This is a genomic window from Lacicoccus kunmingensis DSM 17847 (assembly GCF_059568765.1).
Genome location: NZ_JCANUC010000004.1, coordinates 130,326 through 141,588 on the forward strand (window position 1 = coordinate 130,326; position 11,263 = coordinate 141,588).

The 11,263-nt window shown below is 40.7% G+C and carries 15 protein-coding genes and 1 riboswitch; of the genes, 1 reads left to right on the forward strand and 14 read right to left on the reverse strand.

Annotated features, from left to right (window positions below; all coding sequences use genetic code 11):
- Nucleotides 1-158 precede the first annotated feature (158 nt).
- Both BO48_RS06245 and BO48_RS06250 read right to left on the reverse strand, forming a co-directional pair.
- Nucleotides 159-1,331, reverse strand: coding sequence for a dicarboxylate/amino acid:cation symporter (locus BO48_RS06245; RefSeq protein WP_496366561.1), 1,173 nt, complete (start codon nucleotides 1,329-1,331; stop codon nucleotides 159-161).
- A 104-nt stretch (nucleotides 1,332-1,435) separates the two neighbouring features.
- Nucleotides 1,436-1,945, reverse strand: a complete 510-nt coding sequence (locus BO48_RS06250; protein ID WP_496366562.1) for a GNAT family N-acetyltransferase — start codon at nucleotides 1,943-1,945, stop codon at nucleotides 1,436-1,438.
- Nucleotides 1,946-2,053: 108 nt separating this feature from the next.
- Here BO48_RS06250 and BO48_RS06255 point away from each other — a divergent pair, with 108 nt between their 5' ends.
- Complete coding sequence (locus tag BO48_RS06255; RefSeq protein ID WP_496366563.1) at nucleotides 2,054-2,338, forward strand: hypothetical protein; 285 nt, start codon at nucleotides 2,054-2,056, stop codon at nucleotides 2,336-2,338.
- Between the two features lie 59 nt (nucleotides 2,339-2,397).
- Here the strand turns inward: BO48_RS06255 and queF are convergent, their stop codons facing one another.
- The 12 genes from queF to BO48_RS06315 all read right to left on the reverse strand — a co-directional run bounded on the left by queF (nucleotide 2,398) and on the right by BO48_RS06315 (nucleotide 11,263).
- Nucleotides 2,398-2,886: a preQ(1) synthase gene (queF, locus tag BO48_RS06260; protein ID WP_496366564.1), complete on the reverse strand. Its 489-nt coding sequence runs from the start codon at nucleotides 2,884-2,886 to the stop codon at nucleotides 2,398-2,400.
- A gap of 63 nt (nucleotides 2,887-2,949) precedes the next feature.
- Nucleotides 2,950-2,997, reverse strand: a riboswitch (PreQ1 riboswitch).
- Nucleotides 2,998-3,049: 52 nt separating this feature from the next.
- Complete coding sequence (queE, locus tag BO48_RS06265) at nucleotides 3,050-3,772, reverse strand: 7-carboxy-7-deazaguanine synthase QueE (RefSeq protein ID WP_496366632.1); 723 nt, start codon at nucleotides 3,770-3,772, stop codon at nucleotides 3,050-3,052.
- Nucleotides 3,769-4,182, reverse strand: a complete 414-nt coding sequence (gene queD, locus BO48_RS06270) for a 6-carboxytetrahydropterin synthase QueD (protein WP_496366633.1) — start codon at nucleotides 4,180-4,182, stop codon at nucleotides 3,769-3,771. Before queD ends, queE begins: the two co-directional genes overlap by 4 nt.
- Nucleotides 4,160-4,840 (reverse strand): 7-cyano-7-deazaguanine synthase QueC, encoded by a 681-nt coding sequence (gene queC / locus BO48_RS06275; protein ID WP_496366565.1) that lies wholly within the window; start codon nucleotides 4,838-4,840, stop codon nucleotides 4,160-4,162. The genes queD and queC overlap by 23 nt, the downstream gene beginning before the upstream one ends.
- A 374-nt stretch (nucleotides 4,841-5,214) precedes the next feature.
- Entirely contained in the window at nucleotides 5,215-6,270 is a 1,056-nt protein-coding gene (locus BO48_RS06280) for an Abi family protein (RefSeq protein WP_496366566.1), read from the reverse strand.
- Nucleotides 6,271-6,662: 392 nt separating this feature from the next.
- On the reverse strand, nucleotides 6,663-6,974 hold the full coding sequence (locus BO48_RS06285) for a phage head closure protein (RefSeq protein WP_496366567.1): 312 nt from the start codon (nucleotides 6,972-6,974) through the stop codon (nucleotides 6,663-6,665).
- A gap of 19 nt (nucleotides 6,975-6,993) precedes the next feature.
- Entirely contained in the window at nucleotides 6,994-7,236 is a 243-nt protein-coding gene (locus BO48_RS06290) for a hypothetical protein (protein WP_496366568.1), read from the reverse strand.
- Nucleotides 7,237-7,262: 26 nt separating this feature from the next.
- Nucleotides 7,263-8,903 carry a terminase large subunit gene (locus BO48_RS06295; protein WP_496366569.1) on the reverse strand — a complete coding sequence of 547 codons (1,641 nt, stop codon included), beginning with the start codon at nucleotides 8,901-8,903 and terminating at the stop codon, nucleotides 7,263-7,265.
- Nucleotides 8,904-9,251: a hypothetical protein gene (locus BO48_RS06300; protein ID WP_496366570.1), complete on the reverse strand. Its 348-nt coding sequence runs from the start codon at nucleotides 9,249-9,251 to the stop codon at nucleotides 8,904-8,906.
- 139 nt (nucleotides 9,252-9,390) lie between these two features.
- Nucleotides 9,391-9,681, reverse strand: a complete 291-nt coding sequence (locus BO48_RS06305) for an HNH endonuclease (RefSeq protein WP_496366571.1) — start codon at nucleotides 9,679-9,681, stop codon at nucleotides 9,391-9,393.
- Nucleotides 9,674-9,958, reverse strand: coding sequence for a head-tail connector protein (locus BO48_RS06310; RefSeq protein WP_496366572.1), 285 nt, complete (start codon nucleotides 9,956-9,958; stop codon nucleotides 9,674-9,676). The genes BO48_RS06305 and BO48_RS06310 overlap by 8 nt, the downstream gene beginning before the upstream one ends.
- Nucleotides 9,959-10,024: 66 nt before the next feature.
- Nucleotides 10,025-11,263: a phage major capsid protein gene (locus BO48_RS06315; RefSeq protein ID WP_496366573.1), complete on the reverse strand. Its 1,239-nt coding sequence runs from the start codon at nucleotides 11,261-11,263 to the stop codon at nucleotides 10,025-10,027.

Genomic DNA, 11,263 nt, shown 5'->3' on the forward strand with positions numbered 1-11,263 from the left:
TCGAGCTTCCTTCAGATTCTATGTCGCCACAGACACCCTTGCTTTCGACTATGTGCTTACCGCTACCGGTCGCTCTCGGGACTTTCACCCGTTAGTGTACACCCATGCCGGGCAAACCAAAAGAAAAAGCTTAAGAATAATCTTAAGCTTTTCAAGGTCTATGCTTTATTTATTTTTTGTTCATATTTATCCACGATAGCTGCTATGGCACCGTCACCGGTAATATTTGCTGCAGTACCGAAGCTGTCCTGAGCCATGTAAAGTGCAATCATGAATGCAACTGCCGCTTCATTGAATCCCAGGTTGGCCATCAGTACACCACTTGCTGCCATGATCGCACCGCCCGGCACACCAGGAGCCGCAATCATTACAATACCTAAAAGCAGAATAGTACCCAATATTTCAAAGAATCCCGGCATTGTGTATTCCGGCAATACTGTCATTACGGCAATTGAACAGCTGATTATTGTAATCGTACTGCCTGACAGGTGTATGTTCGCACACAGTGGCACTACGAAGTCTGCAATCCGGTTTCGAATACCATTTTCTTTAACCCTTTTCAATGTCACCGGAATCGTTGCTGCACTGCTCATCGTTCCAAGCGCTGTCACATAAGCCGGCAGCATGGTTTTAATCATCACAAATGGATTTTTACCGATCACAAGTCCTGCCACTGTATACTGGATAGTAATCCATACCCAGTGCAACAGAATTGCAACGATTAATACGACACCGAACACTGCCAATGTATCGAACACTGTGCCTGTCGCTGCCATCCCCGCAAAGACACCTGCGATGTAGAACGGTAAAATGTTGATGATGACTTTTTCAATAACATATTCAGTGATGACTTTACCGTCATCCACCCATTTCTTCATCGTATCTGTCTTGGTCACTGTAATGACAATACCAATCGCAAATGCAAGGACAAGCGCTGATAAAATGTCCATTATCGGCGGAATATCAAATTCAAAAAATGGAGTCAGTTCTGTACCTTCTTCAGGTACCGATCCACCGTCTGTAATTCGTGGCATGATCAGAATAGCAGCGAAGTATGCAAGTAAACCTGCACCGATAGTCGATATGTATGCGACCCCCAGAGTTACACCTACTACTCTTCCTGAACCGCCTGTGATTCTTGAAATACCCGAAGCGATAAAGAACAAAATGATGAAAGGAATGGTAAAGAATATGACCGATCCTAAAATCGCCTCACCAGTAATGAATAACCGTGATAAAAATTCAAAAAATGTTCCGCCGAAAGCATAGTACAGAGAACCAACCGTGATTCCCACTAAAATGCCTGCAATAAGCCTGATTATTAACTTCAAAATTTCTCCCCCTTATTAGAGCTTAAGTCGATTATACATTATACAGTTTAAAAATAAATAAAAATTCATGCATTTATGAAAAGGTTTTCGTAACTTTTTCCACTTTACATTCCGAACACTTTTTCATAGGCGACATACCAGTCATCAAGATTTTCGTCCAGGTTCAGCTGACCTTTAAATTCATAACCGTTTTTCTCAAACTGATACTGCATCTTTTTATTTTCAAGTGATGTATCGGTATGAATGCCTTTAATTCCCGCTTCAATCAACCTTGCTTCAATCTCCTCCATCATTCTGGACGCTATGCCCTGTCCCTGAAAATCAGGATCTACAGCCATTCTGTGAAGCGCTCTGGAGTCAGCCCTCGTCAGCTCCCACGGAATATCGTCATAAGGATACGGGTGTTTATTATCCACCACAGCAAATCCTTTTATAACCGCACCTTCCTCATATACATACAAAGACGCCTCTTCAAGGTCTGCAGTGAATTTTTCTTCATCAGGATATTTATCCGACCATTGTGAATTGCCTGCCGCCTGCATGATTGGCACCACTCTTTCTTTGATCTTTAAAATACCCGGCAGGTCCTGTTCTGTCGCCTCTCTTAAAAACATATTCATCACTCCATGTTGTTTTATAATATTTTATATCAATCCGTCTATTATTTTTAATAATCCTATTGTATAATGTAATTATCTATTATAGTAGAGGGGACTTGTAAAATGTTTAAATTTGACAAAGATACAATCCCTTATCACATCTCAAATATGATATTTTATTTATTTTCGTTGGCGGTTCTCGGCCTTTTATTTTACTTTGCCTTCCTGCCGCCTTTGGTGGAAGGGAATACCGGCGGCATGTTTGTCAACTTGGGATTCGGTGAATTCGTGGGGCTGTTCTTTTTCCTCATCGTCATCAGCATACCATTGCTGGTATTATACGGAGCCATATATCATTTATACAAATTAATCACGTACAATAAAAGCAGTAAAACAGCTGCTGAATAATAGTTTTTGGGATGGGAAAAGGGAAAAGTGCTTAAAGCTCCGGCTTTAAGCACTTTTATTTATCTGTTATTTATCGTTTCCGGATACATATCATGCTCCATCAGCCTTTTATCCGCCATCTCTTCATACTTGGTCCCCGGACGGCCGTAATTGCAGTACGGATCAATCGAAATGCCGCCCCTCGGCGTGAACTTGCCCCACACTTCTATATAACGCGGATCCATCAGCTCGATCAGATCATCCATCATCATATTGACGCTCGACTCATGAAAGCCTCCATGATTTCTGTAGCTGAATAAATAAAGCTTCAGCGATTTCGATTCCACCATCTTAACATCCGGTATATACGAAATATAAATCGTCGCAAAGTCCGGCTGATTTGTAATCGGACAGAGCGTCGTAAATTCAGGACAGTTAAATTTCACAAAATAATCCCGTCCCGGAAATTTATTATCAAATGTCTCCAGAACCTCAGGGTCGTAATCAAAACTGTATTTGACCTCCTGATTGCCCAGCAATGTTAAATCCTCAATATTTTCACCTGACATATTATCCCGCCTTTTTTAAAATAAAAAAAGTCATGTCCTCTTCTAAGGCACATGACTTTTATGTGTGTCTTAGTTTTTTATAGAGGGTTAGGAGCTAAGAACCTCTTTTTTTATCTGCTCTGATATTGTACTATATCCATTATCCAAATGACAATGGCGCGGGCTAGACGCCCTGCTTGTTGCTCCACAACAGTGTGTGCAGCTGCGGCAGCACTCTGACGTTGTTCATGCGGCTGTCGTTCATCGTCATATCAACGAGCTGTTCATAACGACTGAGCAGTTTTTCTGTGTGATTGTCGACATTTTCATCATCGAGATACGGATTACCGACCTGCAGATAAAAGGCTTTATCCGGGTATCTCTTATGCATATCTGCGGCATACTCGAAATCATCTTCGTCAAAAATGACCACTTTCAAGTTATATGACGTGTCACTTTCATCGAGTTTGGTGAATATATGCTCGAGCCTGCCATAATCGGTCTTCATTCCTGAACTCGGGGGCTTCGGACTGATTGTGACATCGTCGATCAGCTGCAGCCAGTCCTGATACATTGACCCTTGAGTCTCAACCGCAAGCTGAACCCCTTTTTCCTTCGCCTCTTTGACGAATGCCTGGAGATTTTTAAGCAGCAGCGGATTACCGCCGGAAATCGTCACATGATTATAATTGTTTTCAGCCAGTGCATCGAGTGATTCGAATATATCCTCTGCAGACATCATACGGATATTCTCCTTCTGACTGCCGTCCCATGTAAACTTGGAATCGCACCAGCTGCACTGATAGTCACATCCGGCAGTTCTGACGAACATCGTCTTCTGGCCGATGACGGCACCTTCACCCTGAAATGTCGGGCCGAAGATTTCCAATACAGGTATTTTCATTATTTATCTTTCTCCTTCGGTCTGTAAACAACGTAACTTGTCGGTGTTTCCTTCAGGATGATCTGCAGACATTTCAGCTCATTTTCCTGTTCTTCTTTTATATATTTGTCCACCATTTCATAAATCACTTTCGCCAGTGTTTCAGAGGTCGGCGGTATTTCACTGAATGCCTCATGCTCATTCAGCAGCCTGTGATCGAACGCTTCCATGATGAGGTTTTTCAGTGCAGAAAAGTTCACCAGAAAACCGAGTTCATCCAGTGTATCGCCTGCGATTGTGATATTCACATGGTATGTATGGCCATGAACCCTTTCACACTTTCCCGCTCTTTTATCCGGGATGAAATGTGCTGCTGAAAAATTCAGATCCTTATTCAGTTCGTACTCATACTCATGACTCGGTATCGGATACATCATCGTTATCCCCTCTTTCATTCAAATATTCATCGAGACCTTTATTTCTTAACTCACAAGCTGGACATGCTCCGCAGCCGTCGCCGATGACCCCTTCATAGCAAGTCAGCGTATTTTCCCTGACATAGTCCAGCCGGCCCAGTTCATCCGCCAATGCCCATGTTTCCTTTTTATCAAGCCACATCAAAGGCGTTTCTATAATAAAGTCCTCGTCCATCGCGAGATTCGCGGTAATATTCATCGACTTGACGAATATATCCCGGCAGTCCGGATAACCGCTGAAATCCGTCTGGCAGACACCCGTCATAATCGTGCCCGCTTTAATCTGGTAGGCAAGTGCAGTGGCAAATGACAGAAATAGCATATTTCTCGCCGGGACAAATGTATTTGGAATGCCTTTATCATCGTCCTCTATTTCCATATCGTGCGAAGTCAGCGCATTCGGACTGAGCTGGGACAACAGATTCATATCCAGAACATGATGCTTCAAGTCATTCTCTTTTGCGATCTGTTTGGCGACATCTATTTCCAACGCATGCCTCTGGCCGTACATAAAAGTGACGAGCTCGACTTCGTCATAGTTTTCCATGGCATAAAACATACAGGTCGTCGAATCCTGGCCGCCCGAAAAAACGACTAATGCTTTTTTACGATCCATAATCCACCGTCCTTTAAATATTCATTAATTATTAAATTTTAACAGTTTATAAGCAATTTAGCCATGTGTGTCACAATTATATAACAATCATTGCATACAATTGACTTCATAAACGTTACGCATTTTGATATAATGGTTAACTGTATTAACTATCAGGTATATCCTGCAAATATAATTGATGACAAAATGAAGTGAGTTACAAAATAAAAACCCCATTTGAATGGGGTTTTTATTATTCTCGCTGAACTATAATTCACTATTTACAAAGGATGTCATGAACAAAACATGCACAATATTATATGTTATTTATTGTTAATGCTTCATTTATTCGATGTCCATTAATTTTATTCAATCATTATTCACCTATTGAATAACTATTTAATACTTAATAGAGCTGTTTCCCAGTCGTGATTCATATTCATGAATCTTAAGACGTCCTTTTCATTAATAACATGTAATTCTTTCGCTAGTTTTTTTACCTCTTTGGATAAATATTTAACCATTCTTTTATTATCACCTTTACTTGAAAAATGAGCAATAAGGAATAAAATAGAAAATATGCTGAACTTCATTTCAGATCTATTCGGATAAGAAACAGTATCATTTACACTAGGGAGAGCATCTTTAAAAGATAAATACCTGTCTTTTAAAGGCATATTATGTTTAAAATTATATAGTCTTTCATTGTGTGCAGATCTATTCCTAGCTAATGTTAAAATTTCCAAAGTATACTCAAATTGTTCTATTGTTTGAGTTTCTAATTGAAAGCCCCATGAAAGCCCCATTCTCCTCATAACATCTTTTTTAACTTCTTGAGGTAAAATTGTGAACAGTTTACTCATGTTTCCAAACATCAATATATTGAATAACACCCACATAGGTATATATTGATGTTCGTCTTTATACTTTTTTATGGATTCATTTCCTTTATAATATTGATAGTTTATTTGGTCATTAGCAATTTTATTAAACTTTTGATATGTAAAATCTTTTCTATTATCATTATTCCCTTGAGAGTCCTTACATTCGTAGAACTCCTTTCGCAAATAAAGTGTTTCTCTATGTAACCTCTTCTTTTTCTCTTCACTAAGATCTTGTCTTTTTAAATGATATTCATAGAAGGACTGCGTGATGTTATGTTTTAATCTTTCTTCTATAGGTAGTAGAAATTCTAACACAATAATTCTAAGTCTTTCGTCAAATTTATATAACGCAAACAACTCATTAGGAGTTGTTCCGGTTTTAAACTTTTCAGTACTACTGTTATTAACTAGGAATAAGTCTTTATAACCATTTATCACATTATAATAATTGAAATTCTTAATAACATCTCTATGCTTTGATGACCTTGTATTAATAGTCATATTTCTGTTTTTTAAGGTTTCTATTCTCTCATGATAATCTTGGTAAATTTTTTCCACGACAGTCATATTTTTCTCCCTTATATAAAAAAATGCCCGTGGGACGTATCCGCACGAGCTCAATCACTATATAATTATTATAACATATTGCCTTTATCACCTTTTATTTTTTTCAAACCACTACATATTGTGTTTTGAAGTTATAAACAACCTCAAAAAACTACCTATAGTGGTTATATTAAAAAAACGCTTAGAATCTCTGTCAAGCTTTTTTTATAATTTATTTAAGTAGTCCTGAAATGTGTGTAGCTTTTCCTTTAAGTATCTGCTCTAATAGCTATATACCCAATAGAACGCAAAATAAAGCCCATAGAGTCATTTTAACAACTCCATGATAAATATGTCATGGACAACCGTTATTGTTGCTCTACAGGCTTCCTACGCGGTTACTTTTTGCACTTTTACGATATTGCCTTACCTATCATTGTAATTGTGCGGTTTCTCTCATCATCATTCACAATACTGTGGATATCATAGGTATTTCCTTTATATTTAATCTGCATATCCGGCTCGACCCCTTGCATATATCGGATGATAAATCTTGAAGTGAGTTCATGCCCAGACAAGCCCAGGCTTTGCACCTCTGATCCCTTCATCGTCTTAATATCAGCCCAAGCCTTAGAAAATAATACTTCCTGTGAGCCATGCGCTTCCGGCCCGGATGATTCTTCAATGCTGACAAGCTCAATTCTTTTAGTGAAACTTAGCCCCATGCTCGCACCTCCTATTTTATTAAATTAAATCTTTTAAAGGATCATTCTTTTCTTCTTCTTCTATTTTCTTCTTATATATTGCGTGTTGCTCTTTATTTGCCCCAACTACATAAGTAGTGTTGTAATAAAGCTGTTCATTAGACGATATCTCAACTACCTTTGACCCTACATGTAATAACTTCCACCCTTTTTCTAACATTTCATTTGCTCTATCTCCTGCATTATCATCATCAAATTCAAGCGTGAAAACAATATCATTCATACTCTGTGACCTCCCTAACCATTAAATTACATCGCTCTCATAAACTCTTCCAAGTGGTCATATAGTCCAACATAGGCATCAAGCATGGAGGCTGTTCCATCTATCCTCATCTTAGCAGCTTGATTCTTTACCGGCACTATATTTCCATTTCTGTCCTCCTGGATGCCCGTATTCGTCAAGCACCATTTTAAAATAGGGTGATTGTTATAATTAATCTTCTTGGCCTTCAAGTCCTGCCCCATCTGTTGCATCGGCAAGGACAGTGTGCGTGCCCCCTGTATGCATCTTTCCATCTTGAAGCCATGCTGTTCCATTTCATCCACCCAATACCGGGCACTATAGCTGTCATAATAGATCCATAGAGGTGTAATGCTGTATTCATTCATAATCTCTATAAACCACTCTGTAATATCGCTGTAGTTGATTGTATTGCCATTACATAGCCTCAATAAGCCCTGCTCATACCATTTGTCATAAGGTATCTTGTCTATCTCCACACGTTGCTCAAAGCTATCACGGGGCAGCCAGTACATCTGATAGATATATCGCTGCTCTGTGTCCTTGTCCACAAATAGCAAGGTGGCACATGATAAGTCTGTGGTGATGGATAGATCGGCTCCCCCTATGGCATATGCGCCTCTGAATTGTTCCAGGTCATATACGGCTTCATTATTGATTTCATCAAATGTAAGCCAGGCACTATGCACTGTATCTCTGATATTGAAGTCTTTTGTTAGGATGCCAGTTACTTCATTGGCGTTATTCTTTGCCCGTTCTACCTTTTGTGTCAGGTCATCGAGTTTTTTGATGCTGCCAAGTGCCGGGTTCGCCTTTGGCCAGGCTTCGGGGTTCGTCCATTCCTTCTTATCATCCAGTTCATACATAATCGGCAAGAAGTGGTCATCTATGAAGTTCCCATCCACAACATCGCAGGCGTACTCATACATATCATCAAAGATCGTGCCCCGTTTTGAGCCGGCTGTGGTTATCATAATAAGCATTGGCTGCTGCCGTGCGGATTGTGATTGCTTCATAACTTCATAGCTATTACGATCTGAAATGCTGTGTAGCTCATCTATACAGACAAAGTGGCCATTTAGCCCGTCCAGGGTGTCACTGTTTTTGGCAAGCGGCATAAACTTGCTCATAGTATGATTGAAATAGAGGTCGCTCTTACGCTTCTTTATATGCTTTGATAGGTACGGGCTTTGCTGTATCATATTGTGGGCTTCATCAAACAGTATGCGTGCCTGGTCTTTCTTCGATGCTATGCTGTAGCACTCTGCGCCTGCTTCCCCGTCAGCAATGAGCATATAAAGAGATATGGCAGCAAGCATTACAGATTTCCCATTCTTTCTGGCAACATAGAACATACTTTCATTATATCGACGCAGCCCCGTTTCCTTATCGACAAAGCCAAACAGTGCGCTGATATACGCTTTTTGAAAGAGTTCCAACTTAACCGGCTTGCCTGCCCATTCACCTTTAGAGTGCTTACAGAAACGCTCTATAAACTCTATCGGGCGGTTGGCTTTCGCTTCATCAAAGATATACTGCTCATGATGCTCTATATCATCAGCCAGGCGTTTATATTGTTTGTACACCCTTTTGGAAACAACCACATGCCCGGACTTGATCGCTTCCCAATATTCCAATACATAATTCATTTAATCACCCTTGATAAAATCGAGTAGGTCATCATGCTTTTGTTCAGAATCCATCCGGGGCAGCAAAGAAATAAACTGCTTATAAATTAAGCTATACCTTTGAATGGTCACATTGTACGCCTTCAATGCCGGATGTTCCCTTAGAAACTCTTGGCTTCCCTGCTTGAACATATCTACTGCCCCTTCACGTTCCACCTGCTCTTTTAGGCTGTCCAAAGTATTCTGCATGAATACCAGTTCATTGTAGAGGCCTGTAGCTATAGCCTGCCGTTCTTCGGGAATCTCCTTCAATAATCTTTTAACTTTTCGCATATCGGTTGAAACCTTCGACTTTTGCTTTGATGTCATGGAGTATCATCCTTCCTTTTATGAAACTATATTTTATTTATCCCTCCCATAATATGAAATGCTACGTGGAGGAAGAGAAAGCCTCCCCGTCGGTACTCACGACCTCTAATTCACTTTAGGAATCGGGGGGGGTATCAATTTATTTTTTAATCAGATTGCCGTTGCTATCAAATGCCAATCCATCTGATATGATTCCTTGGCTGTGGTGTTCCAAGTTATGGCATGTTTGACATAGTGCTTCTAATCGTTTCCAATTCAAGCTGATGGTTGGATCGCCTATATTGTCAGGTGTCAGCCATACTTTATGATGACAAATAACTGCCATACCACCACAACGCTCACATATATAATGCTGCGACTGCATATAGCCCTCTCTACAAGCCTGCCATGCTTTACTCTTATAGAATCCCCTAGCCCACTCTTTAGCCATTGTACGTGCGCCCTATGGCCGTCAGTGATACAAGCAAGCTGTCAATGGTGCGCTTCAGCCTTACGCTGTCCTGTGTCTGCGGATCAAACCAAAGTTGGAGAATAAACTTCGCTGTGGTCTGCGCCAATGGATGCACTTCTGTGTCATCATCCCAACGCCTGCCAGTTGTCACTTCAAGATAGCCTGGAATGGATTCAAGCAATGGCTCAATGATCGGGTCATTATCTGTTCCATCCACTCTTAATGTATCTCTTGCTTCCTGGATATTCATTATCATAGTATGCCTCCTTATCTTTTAAAAAAGGGCATCGGATTAACCGACACCCCTTGTATATTCAATCTCTTATGCGCCTACTGGTGCAGCAATCTTAACAAAGGCTTCATCTACCAATGGCTTAGTATCAGCGATTGCCATTGCTCTATAGTCGACTAGGCCACTTCTGAAGCTTGATTCTCTTGAAACTTCAAGCATAAGTCCTTCGGGCAAGTTGTAACCGAGGTATTGGAAGTTTCCTAGTAGGATGACATCATCCTCCAGGTTGTCATCTATTACAACTTCTTTGCCGAGGATATGACCCACTGCTTCATTCTTAGGATCATTAATGAATATCGGCCTATTGTTAGTATCTACAAGTCCATATACTTTGTTGTAGAGTGTCGCATTGCTCATTGCAAACTTGGCGTTGGCATTATAGCCTCGCTTCAGTTTTGCCAGTGCTTGCGTGAAGTCTGCATACTCTCCTGTCATGTCCACAGTGTTTGATGCATCCCAAGTGATGCCAGTGAGTAGCCCTGTACCCTGTGCCGAGCCTGTACCGTTGACTAGCGCATCTGCAATGGCTTCCATGACACAGTTCGTGAGTTCTTCTGTCAGGTACGATTCAAACGCTTGTACACTCATCTTCTTAGCTGCTGCACTCATCGAGAACACTTTGATGATTTCATATCCGGCAAACTGTACGGCTGCCACATTCTCTTTCTCACTTTCGACTTTTGCCCCCTCTGTGTGCCACTTCGCTTTAGTTGTCGGTGTGCCAATTGGAACCTTGATATTTGTCGGTATGTTGAAGTTCCGAGCGTGTGCCATGATGCCGCCCATTGTACGTGCCTTACTGATAACCTCATTCAGGGTAGTAGTCGGCAACACTGCTGCGCTGTTTGTTGTTGTGTTGAAGGCATCTGCTCTGCGCTCTGCATCTTGTGTTTCCATTGCTTTGTTAAAGGTGCGCTGTTCAATGTCATTCAGCTTTTGGCCGAGCATGTTCTTATAAAAAGCGTTGCGGTACTCGACACTGCCAAAGATATTTTCAGTTGGTACAGAACGCTCCTCTTGCTTTTGCATCCCTGTAATCGGGTTTAGATTGCGCTGTTCAATGTTGCCTGTTGCTGCGCTGCGTTGTTCCTTCTCTTTGATGTTTTCTTTCGCCTGGTTCAAGCCGTCAATTTCCACATTCAGGATAGATACATCAGCTGTTGGATCTGTATCAATGGTATTTCTAATTTCTGTCGCTCTTTGTTCAATGGCCTCAATAGACTGGTTACGGTAGTAGTTAAATGCTTCTTGTACTGTATTGAATTTCAT

What these genes read in the sequence shown, in the direction of transcription:
- BO48_RS06315 (WP_496366573.1), bottom strand. Translation starts at nt 11,263, where the DNA reads ATGAAATTCAATACAGTACAAGAAGCATTTAACTACTACCGTAACCAG.
- BO48_RS06290 (WP_496366568.1), bottom strand. Translation starts at nt 7,236, where the DNA reads ATGAATGATATTGTTTTCACGCTTGAATTTGATGATGATAATGCAGGA.
- BO48_RS06295 (WP_496366569.1), bottom strand. Translation starts at nt 8,903, where the DNA reads ATGAATTATGTATTGGAATATTGGGAAGCGATCAAGTCCGGGCATGTG.
- BO48_RS06285 (WP_496366567.1), bottom strand. Translation starts at nt 6,974, where the DNA reads ATGGGGCTAAGTTTCACTAAAAGAATTGAGCTTGTCAGCATTGAAGAA.
- BO48_RS06280 (WP_496366566.1), bottom strand. Translation starts at nt 6,270, where the DNA reads ATGACTGTCGTGGAAAAAATTTACCAAGATTATCATGAGAGAATAGAA.
- BO48_RS06310 (WP_496366572.1), bottom strand. Translation starts at nt 9,958, where the DNA reads ATGATAATGAATATCCAGGAAGCAAGAGATACATTAAGAGTGGATGGA.
- BO48_RS06300 (WP_496366570.1), bottom strand. Translation starts at nt 9,251, where the DNA reads ATGACATCAAAGCAAAAGTCGAAGGTTTCAACCGATATGCGAAAAGTT.
- queC (WP_496366565.1), bottom strand. Translation starts at nt 4,840, where the DNA reads ATGGATCGTAAAAAAGCATTAGTCGTTTTTTCGGGCGGCCAGGATTCG.
- queD (WP_496366633.1), bottom strand. Translation starts at nt 4,182, where the DNA reads ATGTATCCGATACCGAGTCATGAGTATGAGTACGAACTGAATAAGGAT.
- queF (WP_496366564.1), bottom strand. Translation starts at nt 2,886, where the DNA reads ATGTCAGGTGAAAATATTGAGGATTTAACATTGCTGGGCAATCAGGAG.
- BO48_RS06305 (WP_496366571.1), bottom strand. Translation starts at nt 9,681, where the DNA reads ATGGCTAAAGAGTGGGCTAGGGGATTCTATAAGAGTAAAGCATGGCAG.
- BO48_RS06250 (WP_496366562.1), bottom strand. Translation starts at nt 1,945, where the DNA reads ATGTTTTTAAGAGAGGCGACAGAACAGGACCTGCCGGGTATTTTAAAG.
- BO48_RS06255 (WP_496366563.1), top strand. Translation starts at nt 2,054, where the DNA reads ATGTTTAAATTTGACAAAGATACAATCCCTTATCACATCTCAAATATG.